At 66.4% G+C, this 17,663-nt stretch carries 12 protein-coding genes; 6 read left to right on the forward strand and 6 right to left on the reverse strand.

What is annotated here, in order from left to right:
• Positions 1-349 precede the first annotated feature (349 nt).
• A complete protein-coding gene (metE, locus tag DNK34_RS24745; protein WP_131177484.1) occupies positions 350-2,656 on the reverse strand; it encodes a 5-methyltetrahydropteroyltriglutamate--homocysteine S-methyltransferase in 2,307 nt (768 codons plus the stop codon).
• A 267-nt stretch (positions 2,657-2,923) separates the two neighbouring features.
• On the opposite strand from metE, the gene DNK34_RS24750 reads away from it, so the two are divergent.
• Complete coding sequence (locus DNK34_RS24750) at positions 2,924-4,330, forward strand: NAD(P)/FAD-dependent oxidoreductase (protein ID WP_131177485.1); 1,407 nt, start codon at positions 2,924-2,926, stop codon at positions 4,328-4,330.
• A 219-nt stretch (positions 4,331-4,549) separates the two neighbouring features.
• Here DNK34_RS24750 and DNK34_RS24755 read toward each other — a convergent pair whose 3' ends face one another.
• The 3 genes from DNK34_RS24755 to DNK34_RS24765 all read right to left on the reverse strand — a co-directional run bounded on the left by DNK34_RS24755 (position 4,550) and on the right by DNK34_RS24765 (position 7,981).
• Positions 4,550-5,596 carry an AraC family transcriptional regulator gene (locus DNK34_RS24755; RefSeq protein WP_131177486.1) on the reverse strand — a complete coding sequence of 349 codons (1,047 nt, stop codon included), beginning with the start codon at positions 5,594-5,596 and terminating at the stop codon, positions 4,550-4,552.
• Positions 5,593-6,507 (reverse strand): GGDEF domain-containing protein, encoded by a 915-nt coding sequence (locus tag DNK34_RS24760; protein WP_131177487.1) that lies wholly within the window; start codon positions 6,505-6,507, stop codon positions 5,593-5,595. Before DNK34_RS24760 ends, DNK34_RS24755 begins: the two co-directional genes overlap by 4 nt.
• A 70-nt stretch (positions 6,508-6,577) precedes the next feature.
• A complete protein-coding gene (locus DNK34_RS24765; RefSeq protein ID WP_207401627.1) occupies positions 6,578-7,981 on the reverse strand; it encodes a purple acid phosphatase family protein in 1,404 nt (467 codons plus the stop codon).
• A 416-nt stretch (positions 7,982-8,397) separates the two neighbouring features.
• Between DNK34_RS24765 and DNK34_RS24770 the strand changes: the two genes are divergently transcribed.
• The 5 genes from DNK34_RS24770 (at position 8,398) to DNK34_RS24790 (ending at position 14,972) form a co-directional block, all read left to right on the forward strand.
• Positions 8,398-10,869, forward strand: coding sequence for a TonB-dependent receptor (locus DNK34_RS24770; RefSeq protein ID WP_131177488.1), 2,472 nt, complete (start codon positions 8,398-8,400; stop codon positions 10,867-10,869).
• 127 nt (positions 10,870-10,996) lie between these two features.
• Positions 10,997-12,910 (forward strand): phytase, encoded by a 1,914-nt coding sequence (locus DNK34_RS24775; protein WP_131177489.1) that lies wholly within the window; start codon positions 10,997-10,999, stop codon positions 12,908-12,910.
• 89 nt (positions 12,911-12,999) lie between these two features.
• Positions 13,000-13,716 (forward strand): protein TolQ, encoded by a 717-nt coding sequence (gene tolQ / locus DNK34_RS24780; RefSeq protein ID WP_131177490.1) that lies wholly within the window; start codon positions 13,000-13,002, stop codon positions 13,714-13,716.
• A 13-nt stretch (positions 13,717-13,729) separates the two neighbouring features.
• The gene (tolR, locus tag DNK34_RS24785; RefSeq protein ID WP_131177491.1) at positions 13,730-14,173 is read left to right on the forward strand and encodes a protein TolR; all 444 of its coding nucleotides are present in this window, start codon (positions 13,730-13,732) and stop codon (positions 14,171-14,173) included.
• 1 nt (position 14,174) lies between these two features.
• Positions 14,175-14,972: an energy transducer TonB gene (locus DNK34_RS24790; protein ID WP_131177492.1), complete on the forward strand. Its 798-nt coding sequence runs from the start codon at positions 14,175-14,177 to the stop codon at positions 14,970-14,972.
• Positions 14,973-15,019: 47 nt separating this feature from the next.
• Here the strand turns inward: DNK34_RS24790 and DNK34_RS24795 are convergent, their stop codons facing one another.
• The gene (locus tag DNK34_RS24795) at positions 15,020-16,177 is read right to left on the reverse strand and encodes a phospholipase D-like domain-containing protein (RefSeq protein ID WP_131177493.1); all 1,158 of its coding nucleotides are present in this window, start codon (positions 16,175-16,177) and stop codon (positions 15,020-15,022) included.
• Between the two features lie 122 nt (positions 16,178-16,299).
• A complete protein-coding gene (locus DNK34_RS24800) occupies positions 16,300-17,085 on the reverse strand; it encodes an oxygen-binding di-iron domain-containing protein (protein WP_131177494.1) in 786 nt (261 codons plus the stop codon).
• Between the last annotated feature and the right edge of the window lie 578 nt (positions 17,086-17,663).

The following is a 17,663-nucleotide window of genomic DNA, read 5'->3' on the forward strand; positions in this document are numbered from 1 at the left end:
GCCCCTACCACCCTGGCTCAGGCCAGACCGTAGCCTGTGGTTGAGCGCAGCGATACCCAGGGCACCGTTCCCGGGTATCGCTGCGCTCAACACCGGGCTACCGAGCCGAACGCTCGCTCGTGAGGCCACTTCAGCGGCGATAGGGCCCAAAGGCATCGCGGTTAAAGCCCCTACCACCCTGGCTCAGGCCAGACCGTAGCCTGTGGTTGAGCGCAGCGATACCCAGGGCACCGTTCCCGGGTATCGCTGCGCTCAACACCGGGCTACCGAGCCGAACGCTCGCTCGTGAGGCCGCTTCAGCGGCGATAGGGCCCAAAGGCATCGCGGCCAAAGCCCCTACCACCCTGGCTCAGGCCAGTTCCTTGCGCAGTTGCCGGGCCGCGGCAACCATATTGACCAGCGCCGCTTCGGTTTCCGCCCAGCCGCGGGTCTTCAGGCCGCAGTCCGGGTTGACCCACAGACGCTCGGCGGGGATGCGGCGTGCCGCCTTGCGCAGCAGCTTGACCATCTCGCGGGTGTCCGGCACCCGGGGCGAGTGGATGTCGTAGACGCCCGGGCCGATCTCGTTGGGGTACTCGAAGGCTTCCAGCAGTTCCATGTCCGACCGCGAGGTCTCGATGGTGATCACGTCCGCATCCATGGCGGCGATCGATTCGATCACGTCGTTGAACTCGCTGTAGCACATGTGCGTGTGGATCTGCGTCTCGTCGCGCACGCCACTGGCGCACAGGCGGAAGGCTTCGGTGGCCCAGTCCAGATAGCCCTGCCAGTCGGCCTGGCGCAGCGGCAGCCCCTCGCGGAAGGCGGCCTCGTCGATCTGCACGATCCTGATGCCGGCGGCTTCCAGATCCAGCACCTCGTCACGGATGGCCAGGGCCAGTTGCCGGGCCTGCACCTCGCGGCCGACATCCTCGCGCGGGAACGACCACGTCAGCATGGTCACCGGGCCGGTCAGCATGCCCTTCATCACCTTGTCGGTGAGGCGTTGGGCGTAACCGATCCAGTCCACGGTCATGGCCCTGGGCCGGCTCAGGTCGCCATAGATCACCGCGGGTTTGACGCAGCGCGAACCGTAGCTCTGCACCCAGCCGAAGCGGGTGAACAGGTAGCCGTCGAGCTGCTCGGCGAAGTATTCGACCATGTCGTTGCGCTCGGCTTCACCGTGCACCAGCACGTCCAGGCCCAGACGTTCCTGGATCTGGACCGCGTGGCGGATCTCGCCGTGCATGGCCTCGGTGTAGTCGCCCAGCGACAGCTTGCCCTGCTTGAAGGCCTGGCGCGCCAGGCGGATCGCCGAGGTCTGCGGGAAGGAGCCGATGGTGGTGGTCGGCAACGGCGGCAGATCCAGGACGGCGCGCTGCTTGCCGATGCGCACGGCGAATGGCGAGGCGCGCTGGCTGTCAGCCGCGCTCACCGCCGCCAGGCGCGCCTGCACCGCGGGCTTGTGGATAAGTGGCGAGGCGGCGCGGCTGGCCTGCACCGCGCGGCTCTCGGCCAGCGCGGCGAGCACCTCGGGCGCCTCGGGCTGGTTGACCGCCCGGGTCAGCACGGCGACTTCGGCGCATTTCTGCGTGGCGAAGGCCAGCCAGCTTTTCAGCTCGGCATCCAGTTGCTCTTCACGCGCCAGATCCACCGGGCTGTGCAGCAGCGAGCAGGACGGCGCCAGCCACAGGCGCTCGCCCAGGCGTTCGTGGGCGTGGCGCAGCACCGTCAGGGCGCTTTCCAGGTCGCAGCGCCAGACGTTGCGGCCGTCGACCAGGCCCAGGGACAACACCTTGTAGGCCGGCAGGCGGTCGAGAATGGTCGGGTACTGCTGCGGCGCCCGAACCAGATCGATGTGCAGACCATCGACCGGCAGGTTCGCGGCCAGACCGAGGTTCTCTTCCAGGCCGCCGAAGTAGGTGGCGATCAGTTTTTTCAGCGGCTCGCGCTGCAGGATGTTGTAGGCACGTTCGAAGGCGTTCTTCCAGTCCTGAGGCAGGTCGAGTACCAGGATCGGCTCGTCGATCTGCACCCACTCCACGCCCTGCCCGGCCAGGCGCTGGAAGATCTGCCCGTACAGCGGCAGCAGGCGTTCGAGCAGTTCCAGTTTGTCAAAACCCTGGGCGTCGCTGCCCTTGAGCTTGCCCAGCCACAGGTAGGTCAGCGGGCCGATCACCACCGGCTTCACCGCATGGCCCAGGGCATGGGCCTCGTCCACTTCCTCGAACAGCTGCTCCCAGCTCAAGGCGAACTGCTGGTCGACGCTGAACTCGGGCACCAGGTAGTGGTAGTTGGTATCGAACCACTTGGTTAGCTCCAGTGCATGAAGGGGTTGCGCATGGGTACCCCTACAGCAGGCATCGCCGCTCACGCCGCGGGCCATGGCGAACAGCGTATCCAGGCCCGGCTTGCCGCTGGCGGGGCGGAAGCGCTCGGGAATCACGCCGAAGCTCAGGGAATGGGCCAGCACCTGGTCGTACCAGGCGAAGTCGCCGACCGGCAGCAACTCGATGCCGGCCTCCTTCTGCACCTGCCAGTGACGGGCACGCAGTTCGCGGCCCACGGCGCGCAGGCCGGCTTCGTCCAGTTCGCCTTTCCAGAAGGCTTCCTGCGCCTTCTTCAACTCGCGGTCACGGCCGATACGGGGGAATCCGAGACTGTGTGCCAGGGCCATGGTGAAAACCTCCAATGCATAAATGATGACGAGCATTGTCGGGGCCGATGATTCATGAAACAAACTCAATTCACTAACACTAAAAACAAATTTAATTCATGTCAGGTAAAGATGCCTCGATGGCACCCCACTCCCCCTGAGCGCCTTCTACGGCAGCTCCCAGCACACCGGACTGTCCCCGAAAACCTGTACACGCGGACACGCGCGCAAGACAACGTCCGATTGGGCTTCTAATCTTGCTGCATACATTCTGTGTGGAAGCGGTGCATGAACGACTGGCGCAATATCAGCCTGTGGATGGATCAACTGGATGAACCGCTGACACCACGCCCGCCGTTGCCCGGCGACGTGCAGGCCGACGTCGCCATCATCGGCGCCGGCTACACCGGCTTATGGACGGCCTACTATCTCAAGCGCCAGGCGCCGCAGTTACGCATCGTCATCGTCGAAGCCAGGATCGCCGGCTTTGGCGCCTCGGGTCGCAACGGCGGCTGGCTGATGGGCAACCTGCTCGGCGAGGACCGCCTGCTCGCCGGCCTCTCGCCCCAGGCACGCCGCGAGTCCTACGACCTGCTGCACGGCATTCCCGATGAAGTCGGCCAGGTGCTGCAGCGCGAACAGATCGCCTGCGACTACCGCAAGGGCGGCGTGCTGTACTGCGCCGCACGCTACCCCGAACAGGAACTGCGCCTGCGCGACTACCTGCGCGGCTATCGCGAAGAGGGCCTGGGCGAGGACGACTACCGCTGGCTGCCGGCCGACGAGCTGAGCCAGCAACTGCGCATTCCCGGCGCCTACGGCGCGCTGTACACGCCGCACTGCGCGACCATCCAGCCGGCACGCCTGGTACGTGGCCTGGCTCGTTGCGTGGAAGCCATGGGCGTGAACCTCTACGAAGGTACCCCGGCCCTGGGCTGGCAGGCCGGCAAGGTGCGCTGCGAGCACGGCGAGGTGAAGGCCGACTGGATCGTCCCGGCGGTCGAGGGCTACGCCCCGAGCCTGGCGCCTCTGGGGCGCTACCAGATACCGGTACAGAGCCTGATCGTCGCCAGCGAGCCGCTACCCGCCTCGACCTGGGCGGAGATCGGCCTGGAGCGTGGCCAGGCCTTCAGCGAAACCAGCCGCCAGGTCACCTACGGCCAGCGCAGCCTCGACGACCGCCTGGTGTTCGGCGCCCGGGGCGGCTATCGCTTCGGCAGCCGCCTGCGCAGCGATTTCAACCTCAGCGACGCTGAGCGTGGCCTGCGCCGCTACCTGTTCAGCGAGCTGTTCCCGCAACTGCGCAACGTGCGCATCACCCACGCCTGGGGCGGCAACCTGGGCATGGCCCGACGCTTCCACCCGCACATGCTCCGCGACCGCGCCAAGGGTATCGCCCTGTCCGGCGGCTACGGCGGCGAAGGCGTGGGCGCCAGCAACCTCGGCGGGCGCACCCTGGCCGACCTGATCCTCGGCCGCGACAGCCTGCTCACCCGCCAGCCCTGGGTTCGCCACGACAGCCGCGTGCAGGATCTGCCGCGCTGGGAGCCGGAGCCCTGCCGCTGGCTCGGCTACAACGCCATCATCCGCAGCTTCGTGCGCGAGGACAGATTGCTCGCCGACCCGTCCAGCCGTCCCTGGCAGCGCTACATGGCACAGCGTGTGGCCGGCCTGATGGAAAGCTTCATGCAATGACGCCCTCTTCCAGCGCCCAGGTCCAGCCCATGAGCATCCCCCATGTGCGCGACACCGCCACACACGTGCTCGCCCTGTACCGGTCTTCCGAGCACGGCCGCCACCCCATCGAAAACACCCGTCGAGGTCTACCATGCTGAAAACGCTCATCCCGCTGCAGATCGACCGCCTCCGCACGCGCATCTGGAGCCGGGTCAAGAGCGGCACCTGAGCGGGTATCTACTGGCGGCAGTGCCCGGCGCGTACCAGCAGGCGGCCCAGGTCGCTCGGCACCCGCCCGGTCCAGCGCTTGAAGGAGCGCCGGAAGTTGGTGGTGTCGCTGAAGCCCAGGTGCCGGGCCACGTCTTCGTTGCTGTAGCCCTTGACCTGGTACAGGTACAGGGCGATGTCGCGGCGGGTCTGGTCGAGTTGCTCCTGGAAGTGGGTGCCGTGCTTGCCGAGCTTGCGTTTGAACGACGCCGGGCTGGTGTCGAATGCCGCGGCCACCCGCTCCAGGCTCAAGGGCTGGCGGATGTGCTGGCCCAGGTGCTCATGCAACCGATCGAGAAAGCTGGCGCGCCAGCCCCAGGCGCGCAACTGCTCGTTGCACGCCTGGCGGGCGACCAGCGCGCCGGTGGAGCCGGCGCCCGGCCAGGCCTGCATCAGGTACTCGCGCGGCAGGCTCATGACCGATGACGGCCGATCGAAGGTCACGGCCTCGCCCAGGTGCACCCAGTACTGCTCGACATAGGCCGGCTCGCCGTAGGCGAACTGGAAATGCCAGGGCAGGCGCTCGCCCTGCTGGCGGCGAGCGAGGGCGACCACGGCGGTCATGCAGGCTTCCAGGAGGAAGGTCTTCTGCTCGGCCGCGCCGCAGCTGTCGCGCCAGTACAGGTGCAGATGGTGATCGTCCAGTTGCACGACGGGCGTCAGCAGCGGCGACAGCAGGGCCCGGTACTCGGCGATCAGTTCCAGTGCCTGCAGCAGGTTGTCGGCCTGTTCCAGCACATGGCTGCTGGCGCCGTAATGCCCCGGCCACAGGCGCTGGCCGAAGAGAAAGCTGGTGTCCGGCGCGGCGAGCAGGCGCCGGGCATTGCCGATCAGGCGCAGGAACTGCCGCGGGCTGATCAGCGCCTGGCCGGTGATGACATCCTCATAGAACAGCTCGCAACCGCGCAGCAGATGGTGGCTGTCGATCTGCCGCGAGCGGGCCAGATCGATCAGCAGCGCCGGCAGCTGGTGGGCGGCGATGAAGCGGCTGTCGCATTCGTAGCCCATGGCCGTCATGCGCTGCGCGCCAGGCGGGGCTTGGCGTTGGCCAGGGCGACGTTGAGGCGCTTGAGCAGTTGCGCCTCATCCTCTTCCAGGGCCATGACCGTGGCGACCGTGGCCCGCAGTTGCAGGCGCTCACCGTGGCGCTGGGTACGGTGGGCGACGCTGGCGATGCTCTGGCGCATGTCCTCGGCCATGGCGCGCGCCTGGCCTTCGCCAGTAGTGGGCAACACCGCGACGAAGCGGTCGCCGGCCAGACGGCAGAGCATGTCCTGCTGGCGCAGGTTGAACAGCAGCAGTTGAGCGACGACCTGCAGCACCTGATCGCCTTCGGCCTGCCCATGACGCTGGTTGATCTGGCTGAAATCATCCAGGTCGATGGCCACCAGCGACAGCGGTTGCTGCTCGGCCTCGGCGTGCGCCAGCGCCTGCTGCAGGTGCTGACGCAGGTACTGGGCGCCGGCCAGCGGAGTGAGCTTGTCGAACAGCCGGTGTTCGCGGAACAGCTGTTCGCGCTTGCGCATCTGTTCGCTGATGGCGCGTTGTTCCTGCTGCAGGTGGTACATGCCCAGCGTGAGCAACAGCATGCCCACCGGCATGGGCGCGGTTTCCAGCCAATTGTCCCAGAGCGCCTCGGCGGGCAGGCGGATGAACTCGTCGAGCGTATCCATCCACATCGAGAAGGCGGTGAAGCACAGGCCCAGCGACAACAGGCGGGTGACCCGTCCGGCCGGACGCCCGCGCAACAGCATGCATAGCCAGCCGCAGAGGATGAGGCAGGTGCCGCCCTCGCCGACCACGTCGGTCCAGTTGATCTCGGCCCAGGACTTGATATCGCCGGCGGCCAGGTAGATCAGCAGGCCGCTGTTGGCCGCCAGGAACAGGCCGCCGAGGGTCAGGCGATGCATCTTCAACAGCGACTTCATGGCAGTTCTCCTGCAGCGGGCTCCCGGCTGGGCGAGCATGCCGGGCGAATATCTCAGAACGATGACACGCTCACTTGCCCCTGGCGGTGCAGGGCAGGCCGTCGGGACCGGTGCCGTTGTCGCACAGCCGTTCGTTCGGCTTTTTCAGGTCGGGGCTGTGCAGGTACTTGTCGCCCTTGTCGTCGCGCTGGATATCGAAGGCGTCATACAGCTCGTCGGCGGCGCTGTAGGTGCGCACGCGCAGGCGGTTCCGCTCGACGGCGACGGTCTGGTACAGCTGGGTGTCTTCGGCCGCCCGGTCGGGCTGCGTGCGTGCGCGCTCGCTGAGGCCATACATCTTCGAGCCGGTCACCGAGACCAGGTACAGCGGACCGATGGCTTGCCTGGCCTGCTGCGCCTTGCGGCTGGCGTCGCGGCCATCGGCATGGCTCAGGCGGCTGTAGCAGTGATCGTGGCCCTGCAGCACCAGGTCCACCCGGTAGCGCTCGAGCAGCGGCTTCCAGGCGGCCTTGAGCTCTTCGCTGTCCTCGGGGCGGGAACAGCTGTAGATCGGCTGGTGCATGACCACGATGTTCCAGGTCGCCCGGCTGCTCTGCAGAACGCTCTCCAGCCAATCGGCCTGCGCCTGCAGCGTGCCGAGTTCCAGGGCCGAAGTGCCGTCCAGGACGACGAAGCGTACGTTCTGGTAGTCGCTGAAATAGCTGGTGTCGGCCACGCCTGCGGCGCCGTTGCGCGGCAAGGCGAACTGCGCGGGAAAGTACGGGCTGAGGCGGCGGCTTTCCGAGCCATCCGGCAGCCGGGTATCGAGGTACTCGTGGTTGCCGGCGGCGATCAGTTGCGGAATGGCGGCATAGGCCCAGCCGCCGGCCTGGTTCCACTCGCCCCATTCGTCGTCGTGGGCGAGCGCGTCCCGCGAGGCCACCAGATCACCGGCATGCACCACCAGGGCCGGGCGCGCGACGCTGCGCAGCGCCTGGCGAATGGTGCGCGAGGCGATGGCCAGGATGTCGTTCTGGGTGTCGCCGAGATAGAGGAAGGTGAAGGGAGCGAAGTCCGCCCTGGCGGTGCGGAACTGGTGCCACTCGCTCCAGCCGGCGCTGCCCTTCACGCGGTACACGTAGGCGGTATCCGGGGCGAGCCGTTCCAGACGCACCTGATGGTAGTTGGCCGGGCCGTTCTCGCCGTCCAGGCGCCGGGTGCTGCCGGACACCAGCCTGGCCCGTGCGTCCAGGGCCGGGCCGGCGAGCGCCGGGCCCAGCTCGAGCATGGCACTGGCTTGCCGCAGATCGGTGCGGAAGGCGATCGCCATCTGTGTCGCCGCGTTCTGCCCCGGCGTGAGCACGATGCGGTCGGCCAGGTTGCCCGCGGCATAGGGCAGGCCGGCAGAGCGCGGCAGCGCGGTGTCGTTGGCCAGCGTGGGCTGGGCGAGCAGCGCAGACGCGAGCAGGGATGCAAGCAGTAGGGGGCGATACATTCCACGATTCCTCGATGAGCCGGAGCGTCAAGGAAACAAAGCCGTATGACGGTTCGGTGACTGGCTGGGGGGTCGATTCGGCTCAGGGAATCTGCTTCGCCGAGGGCGATTTTTTCAGGCTGGATTCAGCCTGGCATGCGTGCACGGGCACCCGTAGCGGATCGCCGGCAAGCCGGCTCCGGCGAGGCGCTGGCCGGGCTGGATTCAGCCGATCCAGCGCGTAGCAGACGCGGGCGCGGCCGCCCGGGGCGATCGGGGGTCAATTCAGCTCAAAAGGCCTTGGTTGGGGCTGGAAAACGCCGCTTCAGGGGCGTCACCGGCAACCGGTGTCACGCAAGTGCCACAAAGGATTTCTAACGTCCGCTGCCATTCCTGGTATCGCCAGGGGCCATTGAAGCGAGGGAATCAGGATGGCAATGCCTTTTCGTCAAACCCGTAATGCGCGGTTCAGGGTCAGCCTGCTGACCGTCGCCATCGCCACGGCTCCGGCCTGGGCGGAGGAAGAAGCCATCGAACGCGTCGACGTGGTCGGCCAGGCCGCCAGCATCGACAAGGCGCTGCGCGAGCAGAAAAGCTCGGACAGCATCAAGAGCGTGGTGCACGCCGACGGCGTCGGCCAGTTGCCGGACGACAACGCCGCCGAAGCGCTGCAGCGCATACCCGGCCTGTCGGTCGAGCGCGACCAGGGCGAAGGCCGCTTCGTCAGCGTGCGCGGCATCGCCCCGGACCTGAACAGCGTGACCATCAACGGCACCCTGGTGCCCGCGCCGGAGGGCGACCGCCGCGCGGTGGCGCTCGACGTGCTGCCGGCGGAGCTGGTGCAGTCGCTGTCGGTGGTCAAGAGCCTGACCCCGGACATGGATGCCAACTCCCTCGGCGGTACCATCGAGGTACAGAGCCTGTCGGCCTTCGACCACGATGGCCTGTTCTACACCTTCTCCGCCGAAGGCAGCCACGACACCAACGTCAGCAAGAACAGCCCGAAGTTTTCCGGCGCGATCAGCGACCGCTTCAGCCTCGGCGACGGCACCGACAATTTCGGTATCGCCGCGGCGTTCAGCTGGCAGAAGCGCAAGTTCGGCTCGGAAAACGTCGAGACCGGCGGCGCCTGGGATTTCGCGGATGGCGCGCGCCTGGAAGAGGTCGAGCAGCGCGATTACCAGATCACCCGCGAGCGCACCGGTTTCGGCCTGAACTTCGACTACCAGCCGGACGATTTCTCCAGCTACTACCTGCGCACCCTCTACAGCAAGTTCAAGGACACCGAGATCCGCAATGCCGCCGGCGTCGAGTTCGCCGATGCGCAGGCCTCCGGCGAGCGTGGCGATGCCGAGGGCTGGCGCGACCTGAAATCCCGGCAGGACACCCAGGAAATCCAGTCCTACGTGATTGGTGGCGAGCGCCTGATCGACCTGTGGACGCTGAGCGCCCAGGCCGGCTACAGCCAGGCCACCGAGAAGGATCCAGGCGGGATCGCCGGTGCCGAGTTCGTCGGCGACTTCGAAAACGTCGGTTTCGATGGCACGCGCAAACCGCGCCTCTCCCTGGGCGGCGCGTTCTACGACCCGGCCTCCTTCACCCTCGACGAGGTGGAGTGGGAAAAGGTCAAAGGCAAGGACAAGGAGAAGAACATCCGCCTCGATCTGGCCCGCGACTATGACTTCAGCGGCAACGCCGCTCAGGTCAAGTTCGGTGGCAAGCTCAGCCGCCGCGACAAGACCAGCGATACCGAAGTCTGGGTCTATGACGATTTTTCCGGTGTCGGGCTCGATGGTTTCCAGAGCGGCAACGTCGATTATTCCCTGGGCAACTACGGCAACGGCATCAGCCCCGGCGCCATCAAGAATCTGATCGGCGGCCTGGATCGCGCGGCGTTCTACGACGAGGAAAACTCGCGCATCAACGACTTCGACATGCGCGAAGACATCAACGCCGCCTATCTGATGAACAGCCTGGATGTGGGCGACTGGCGCTTCATCGCCGGCCTGCGTTACGAAGGCACCGAGTTCGAAGCCAAGGGCACCGGGCTGCGCGACGGTGTGTACGAGGACAGCCAGAGCAAGAAGCGTTACGACCACTGGCTGCCCGGCCTGCACGCCCGCTACCAGCTCTCGCCCTCCACGGCGCTGCGCGCGGCCTGGACCAACACCGTGGTGCGTCCGACCTTCGGCCAACTGGCGCCGGGCTTCGCCATCGATGGGGCCGACGCCTCCTTTGGCAACCCCGATCTCAAACCGCTGGAATCGATGAATTTCGACCTCGGCATCGAGCATTACATGGGCCGCGCCGGCGTGGTGTCGGGGTTCCTGTTCTACAAGGACATCGACAATTTCATCTACAACACCGATCTCGCCGGCACGGGCGCCTGGGCCGATTTCGACGAAGCGCTGAGCTTCGAGAACGGCAGCAGCGCCAAGCTCTACGGTGTCGAGCTGGCCTACTCACAGAAATTCGACTGGCTGCCGGCCCCCTGGAACGGCGTGCTGCTCGGCGCCAACCTGACCCTGAGCAAATCCGACGCGACCCTGTCAGGTCAGGGCGCCAAGCGCTCCATCGAAATGCCGAACCAGTCCGACACCGTCGGCAACTTGATGGTTGGCTGGGAGAACGACCGTTTCAACGTGCACGTGGCCGCCAACTACAAGTCCAGCTACTTGTACGAAATCGGCTCCATCGAAGACAAGAACCAGGATCTGCACGTCGACGACCAGCTGTTCGTCGACTTCAAGGCTGGCTACTTCATCACCCCCGACCTGCAACTCACCTTCGAGGCGCAGAACATCACCGACGAGTCCTACTACGTCTACACCGGGCGCCACGGCTACAACGCCCAATACGAAGAGTACGGCCCGACCTACAAGATCGGCCTGACTCTCACTCACTTCTGACCACGATCCTGTAGGAGCTGGCTTGCCGGCGAGGCGCTACGCAGTCGAAGACTGGCGTGAGCTTCGCCAGCCTAATCGCCAGCAAGCCGGCTCCTACGCAATGACTGCTGCAGGACACTCTTCATCCATGCGTATGTTCAAGCTGTCCCTGTTGGGACTCTGCGTCACCCTGGCCGCCTGCCAGAGCCCCGCACCGGAGAAAGCGCTCTCCGCTGCCGCTCCAACGGTAAAGATCGGCCGCTCTCCGATCGCCACTGAAAGCACTCAGTGGCTGGCGCCACTGCCGTCTCTGAGCAACGCCGAACGCCTGCAGATCGGCCGCAAAGCCCTGCAGGTGATCGATCGCAGTGGCCAGGTGGTAAGCGAGTTATCCGGCCGCTTCGAAACCCTCGACCATCGTGCGGATGACAGCGGCCTGCTGGTCGCCACCCTCGACAAGAAGCGTCAGCAGGCGTTGCTGGTGCGGCTGCAAGGCGATGCCTGGGGCGGCGCGCACTACCTGCCGAAAACCCGTTTCGCCATCGAAGGTCTGTGCCTGTACCGCGACAGCGCGCGCAACGACTACCTGTTCCTGCTGGGCGAAGAGGGCATAGGCGAGCAATGGCTGGTCGCCGAGAATGGCCGGCCGCTGGCTGACGCACGCCTGGTGCGTGCCCTGAGCCTGCCGCCGGCAAGTGGCTTCTGCCAGGTCGATGACCGCAGCGAAAGCCTTTACGTCAACGAAGAAAATGTCGGTGTCTGGCGTTACCCGGCTGGCGCCGAAGCGCCGCTGGTGCGTGAGCCGGTGGAGTTGCTCGCGCCTTTTGGCGCCCTGGCTGAAAGCGCCGCGGGTATGGCGGTGTTGCCCGATGCCCTGTTGCTGCTCGATTCAGGCGCCGCGAACCTGCACCTGTATCAGCGTGGCGCCGAGCAGTGGCAGCGCGCTGGCGTGGTGAGGCTCGACGGTCTCGACGAGCCGGAACAGGTCAGTGCCCGCGCCACGGCCGAGGGCCTTGAGCTGCTGCTGATCGACGATGACGGTGCACGTAGCGCGACCCTGGATTGGACGCCGAAAGCGACGCCGCGAGCGACAGTCATCCCGCAGATCGCGCCGCTGGTACAAACCGATGGCGTGCCCAGCCTGGGCGATGCGGCGGACGATCCGGCGATCTGGATCAACACCCGCTATCCCGAGCGCAGCCGCGTACTGGGCACCGACAAGAAAGGCGGGCTGCTCGCCTACGACCTGGCCGGCAAGCAGGTGCAGAACCTGCGCGCCGGCCGTCTCAACAACGTCGATATCCGTCCGGGCTTCACCCTCGGCAAGCGCCAGGTGGATCTCGCCGTGGCCAGCAACCGCGATCACAACAGCCTGCACCTGTTCGCCATCGATCCGGCCAGCGGTGAGCTCAGCGATATCGGCCAGATCGCCACGCCGCTCGAGGACATCTACGGGCTGTGCCTGTTCAAGGATCGCCAGGGCGCCATTCACGCCATCGCCAACGACAAGGACGGCACCTTCCTGCAATACCGCCTCAGCGGTAAGAGCGGCCAGGCGACCGGCCAATTGGCAAGGCGCTTCAAGACCGAGACCCAGCCGGAAGGCTGCGTGGCCGACGACCGCAACGAGCGCCTGTATATCGGCGAGGAAGACGTGGCCGTGTGGGCGCTGGATGCCCGTGGTGATGCGCAGGCAGAGCTGGAGAAAGTCATCGCCGTCGGTGGCCCACTGCAGGACGACATCGAGGGCCTGGGCCTCTACCACGGCAAACAGCGCGACTACCTGGTGATCTCCAGCCAGGGCAACGACAGTTACGTGGTGGTCGAGGCCCAGGCGCCGTACCGGCTGCGCGGCAGCTTCCGGGTCGGCCTGAACGCCCGGCTCGGCATCGATGGCGCCTCCGAGACCGATGGCCTGGACGTCACCTCGGCCAACCTCGGCGGCCCGTGGAGCGCCGGCCTGCTGGTGCTGCAGGACGGCCGCAAGCGCATGCCCGAAGGCAACCAGAACTACAAGTACGTGCCCTGGTCGGCGGTCGCCGACGCCCTGGGCCTGGAGTGATACGCCGGACGTTGCGCCTGTCACGAGAGCGCAACGTCCCTGCCTTCCAATGTGAGCCGTAGGGCTCGACCGATTCAAGGGGAATCGTCATGCACGACCAAGCCAATCTCGAACACATGAGCGTCTGGGGCCTCGTCAGCGAGGCCAGCATCGTGGTCCAGGCGGTGATGCTCTGCCTGGTGCTGGCCTCGCTGCTCAGCTGGTACCTGATCATCCAGCGCGGTGGTGTGCTGCGCCGCAGCGAGCGCCAGGCGAAGACCTTTCTCAAGCGTTTCCGCAGCGACGAGATCGGCCAGCTGTACCGCGAGGACAGCCAGCAGGCACTGCCGGCGGATGCCGCCCTGCAGCGCATCTTCCTCGCCGGCTACCAGACCTTCAGTCAATTGCGGCCCCATGCGGGCGAGCACCCGGATGCGCTTCTCGACGGTGTCGAACGCAGCCTGCACGTGGCCATCGCCGAGCAGGAGGAGCGCCTGGAAAAAGGTCTGCCGTTCCTCGCCACCGTGGGCTCGGTCAGCCCCTACATCGGCCTGTTCGGCACCGTGTGGGGGATCATGAATTCCTTCCTCGGCCTGTCCCAGGTGCAGCAGGCCACCCTCTCGACCGTGGCGCCGGGTATCGCCGAAGCCCTGATCGCCACCGCCATCGGCCTGTTCGCGGCGATTCCCGCGGTCATGGCCTACAACCGTTTTGCCGCCCGCAGCCAGACCCTGATCGCCCGCTACTACGCCTTCGCCAACGAGTTGCAGGGGCGCCTGCAGCGCAGCCTGCACGGCGCGGCGCCAAGCATGGCCGCGGCGGCCTGAGGAGGACTTCACGATGCTGCTCAGACCGATACGCAAGCATGGCCTGAAGGCCGAAATGAACGTGGTGCCCTACATCGACGTGATGCTGGTGCTGCTGGTGATCTTCATGGTCACCGCGCCGATGCTGGTGCAGGGCGTGCAGATCGAACTGCCCAAGGTAGCCGCCGAAGCGCTGCCGACGCCGAACCAGCAACGCATCGTCACCCTGTCGGTGAAGCACGACGGCGGCTACTACTGGAACCTGGGCAGCGAAATCGATAGCGAATCGCAGACCGACAGCGCCGTGGACAAGGAGCAGATGGCCGAGAAGATCACGACCCTCGTCGCCGCGCATCCACAGACCCAGGTCTATATCCGCGCCGACCAGCACGCCGACTACGGCGCCGTGGTGGCTGCAATCGCCGAGTTGCAGCGCGGCGGCGTCAGTCGTCTCGGGCTGATCACCGAGGCGCCCTGATATGAGCGCCCTGACATTTGCACGGCATGAGCCGCGCCTGTTCTGGCCGGCCTGGCGCGAGCACGGCGTTGCCCTGGGTGTGGCGCTGGCCTTGCACATGGGGCTGGGTTTCGTCCTGTTGAACCTGTCTAACAGCGCGCCCCTGACGCCGGCCACGCCGGCCGTGATCAAGACCCAGCTGGTCTCGCTGCCGGCCCCCGTCGAGCCACCTCCCGTTGCCGCGCAAGCACCGGCGCCGGCCGCCCCGCCACCGCCCGCCCCGGCGCCCGAGCCGGTGGTCGAGGCGCCCAGGGTGGAGCAGGCGGATCTGGCCCGAAAACGTGTGCAGCAGGAACGTCGCGAACAGGCGCAACGCAGCGAAGCTGAACGCCAGCAGCGTCGGGAAGCCACTCAACGCCGCGAGCAACTGGCCCGGGAAGAGCAGCAGCGTCAAGCGCACTTGCAGCAACAGCGACTCGCCCAGGCTCGGGCGGCCGAAGCCGAGCGCCAGACGGCGGCCGCCGCGGCCCGGGCGCAAGCGGAGGCTGCCAGCCGGCAGTATCTGCCCATCGCCAAGCAGGCGCCGGACTATCCGCAACGCGCCCTGGATCGGCGTATCGAAGGCGAGTGCACCGTCGTGTATACGGTGAACGCCCAGGGCCGCGTGGAAGAACCCCAGGTAGCCGGTACCTGCCATCCGTTGTTCATCAAACCCTCGCTGGCCGCGGCGAAGAGCTTTCGCTATCAGCCCAGGATCGTCAACGGGCAGGCGGTTGCGGTGGCCAACGTGAAGAACACCTTCAGCTATCGGATCGAATAAAGGACCAGCCTAGGCATTTTTACCGTGCGCTTGCCGCTGGAACGCCGCTAGCGCCGCCGGTCCAGCAGATTGACCACCAGTCGATCCAGCCAGCCCCACAGGCGCTGGCGCAGGCGCGTCCACAACGGGCGCGCCTGCCACCTGTCCAGGTCGACCTCGCGGCTCTGGGCGAAATCCGCCTCGAAACTGCCTTGCACCGCGCGGGTGAAATCCGCATCCAGGACCTCGACGTTGGCGTCCAGGTTGAAGCGCAGGTTCCAGTGGTCGAAGTTGCACGAACCGATACTGACCCAGTCATCGACCAGCACCATCTTCAGGTGCAGAAAGCGCGGGCGGAACTCGAAGATGCGCACGCCGGCCTTGAGCAGGCGCGGGTAGTAACGCTGCCCGGCGAAGCGCACCGGCGGGTTGTCGGTATGCCGCCCACTGAGCAACAGACGCACGTCGACACCGCGCCCGGCGGCCTTGCGCAGGGCGCGGCGCACCTTCCAGGTCGGCAGGAAATAGGGCGTGGCCAGCCAGACACGCTGCTCGGCGCCACTGATGGCGCGCACCAGCGACTGCAGGATGTCGCGGTGCTGGCGGGCATCGGCGTAGGCCACACGCCCCCAGCCCGGCCCCGGCGCCGGCAGTCGCGGCAAGGGTTTGCGGTGCGGCGTGAGGTAGGGCCGCCAGGCGAAACGGGCGTTGTTGGCCTGCCACTGGCGGTCGAACAACTGCAGCCAGTCGGCCACCAGCTCCCCCTCGATCTGCACCATCACCTCGTGCCAGGCGCTCAGCGGCTCGCCGGGAATCCAGAAATCGTCGGTCGAACCGGTACCGCCGACGAAGGCCACCCGGCCGTCGACCACCAGCAGCTTGCGGTGATCGCGGTACAGGTTGCGCACGCCGCGCCGCCATATCAGCGGGTTGTACCAGCGCAACTGCACACCGGCCTCGAGCAGGCGCTGACGGTCGCCGGTGTTCAGCGCCTGGCAGCCAAAGGCGTCGAACAGGCAGCGCACGGCCACACCACGCCGGGCGGCATCGCACAGGGCGCGCAGCAGGGCATCGGTACAGGCGCTGCTGCTGACCAGGTACTGCTCGAGTTCGAGCTGATGGCGCGCGGCATCGATGCACTCGATCATCCGCGGGAAAAAGGCCGGGCCATCGTTGAGCAGGACGAAGCGGTTGCCGCTGCGCCAGGCGAATACGGTACCGGGCATCAGCCGACCAGGAACGGCAAGGGGAACGATGGAGTAAGCATGGGTTCTCGGCACGCAAGGCGATCAATGCGCCACGATAGCCGCCCACGTGTGCCTTGCAAACCCTGAGCTGGAAAGCCCGCTCACTGCGGCAGGCGGTAATCGTCCTGGCCCAGCAGATCCAGGCCGCACTCCAGGTTCTCGATCCAGTGCAGAAAGGCGCTGATCATCTCCTGGCCGAAAAAGGGCCGGCCGTGCTGCGGCACGACCATCGCCACGTCCATGTCGCGCACCATGGCCGCCCACAGCCGGCAGACCTTGTTGCTGGCCATGTAACGGCGGTGGAAACCGGCCATGCTCGGCACATGGTTGACGAAGTCCTGCACCGGGCTGGCGTCGTCGAGCATGGACGCGCCCATGTCGCCGGAGAACAGGATCTTGCTGATGGGGTCGTAGAGCTGGAAGTTGCCCACCGAGTGCAGGAAATGCGCCGGCACGGCTTTCAGCTTGCAGCGCCCGAGGCTGAAGCTCTGGCCGCGATCCGGCAGGGCGATGATGCGGTCGTAGGTGGTGATGCCATGGCTGATGGCCAGGTAGTTGGCGGTCAGGTGCGGCAGGAACCGCGCCCACAGCTTGGAGCAGATCACCTTCGCCCGGGTGTGCAGCAGCCACTTGTCCAGCGAAGCGATGATGTCCGGGTCCTGATGCGAGGCGAAGATATAGGTCAGATCCTGCACCGGAATATGCTTGGACATCTCCAGCGACAGCGGCGTGTAGGTCAGATCGCCGCCCGGATCGAGCAGCAGGTACTGATCATGGTCGATGATCAGAAACTGATTGGACTGCACCCCCTCGCCGCTGACCAGATCGTCGAACATCATGCACTTGTGGGTACCGTTGTCGAACAGCACGATGGGCTCGCGTCGCATGAAGGCAGGCTCTATGTCCGAAAAGCACGGAGTCTAGGGCATGGGCGGGTCAGGGATAATGATATGGGTCAAGGGCGTGACATGGCCGGGGTCAGCTGCGAGACAGCGGCGGCCGCTCGAATGAAGCGCAGAAAGGCCAGGCCGGGGGTTAATGCCAGTCAGTTAAGCACTGGCCCGCAAAACGGCGGCCTGCCCTGGCCCCGTGGGAGCCACGACCCCGCAGCGATTGCGGGTCGCCCACTGGTTTTGTGGGATGGCCGCCATCGCATCGCGCCGAGGGCGACGCGCCTACCCGGGCGGTGGCTTTGTGCAATTCCGTAGGAGCTGCGACCTCGCAGCGAATGGCTGTCGCACCATGGATTTTGCGGGATGGCCGCAAGCGCATCGCGCCGAGGGCGACGCGCCTACACGGGCGGTGGCTTTGTGCAATTCCGTAGGAGCTGCGACCTCTCAGCGAATGGCTGTCGCACCATGGATTTTGCGGGATGGCCACAAGCGCATCGCGCCGAGGGCGACGCTCCTACACGGGCGGCTGTTTGCCGCTCTTCTTCTGGAGGCGGCCACATGCCCGCCGAGCA

It is taken from the genome of Phytopseudomonas dryadis (genome assembly GCF_004327355.1).
GTDB lineage: Bacteria > Pseudomonadota > Gammaproteobacteria > Pseudomonadales > Pseudomonadaceae > Aquipseudomonas > Aquipseudomonas dryadis.

Bases quoted from the DNA above. Each gene is read 5' to 3' on its own strand.
- metE (WP_131177484.1), bottom strand. From the start codon at position 2,656: ATGGCCCTGGCACACAGTCTCGGATTCCCCCGTATCGGCCGTGACCGC.
- DNK34_RS24750 (WP_131177485.1), top strand. From the start codon at position 2,924: ATGAACGACTGGCGCAATATCAGCCTGTGGATGGATCAACTGGATGAA.
- DNK34_RS24755 (WP_131177486.1), bottom strand. From the start codon at position 5,596: ATGACGGCCATGGGCTACGAATGCGACAGCCGCTTCATCGCCGCCCAC.
- DNK34_RS24760 (WP_131177487.1), bottom strand. From the start codon at position 6,507: ATGAAGTCGCTGTTGAAGATGCATCGCCTGACCCTCGGCGGCCTGTTC.
- DNK34_RS24765 (WP_207401627.1), bottom strand. From the start codon at position 7,981: ATGTATCGCCCCCTACTGCTTGCATCCCTGCTCGCGTCTGCGCTGCTC.
- DNK34_RS24770 (WP_131177488.1), top strand. From the start codon at position 8,398: ATGCCTTTTCGTCAAACCCGTAATGCGCGGTTCAGGGTCAGCCTGCTG.
- DNK34_RS24775 (WP_131177489.1), top strand. From the start codon at position 10,997: ATGCGTATGTTCAAGCTGTCCCTGTTGGGACTCTGCGTCACCCTGGCC.
- tolQ (WP_131177490.1), top strand. From the start codon at position 13,000: ATGCACGACCAAGCCAATCTCGAACACATGAGCGTCTGGGGCCTCGTC.
- tolR (WP_131177491.1), top strand. From the start codon at position 13,730: ATGCTGCTCAGACCGATACGCAAGCATGGCCTGAAGGCCGAAATGAAC.
- DNK34_RS24790 (WP_131177492.1), top strand. From the start codon at position 14,175: ATGAGCGCCCTGACATTTGCACGGCATGAGCCGCGCCTGTTCTGGCCG.
- DNK34_RS24795 (WP_131177493.1), bottom strand. From the start codon at position 16,177: ATGCCCGGTACCGTATTCGCCTGGCGCAGCGGCAACCGCTTCGTCCTG.
- DNK34_RS24800 (WP_131177494.1), bottom strand. From the start codon at position 17,085: ATGCGACGCGAGCCCATCGTGCTGTTCGACAACGGTACCCACAAGTGC.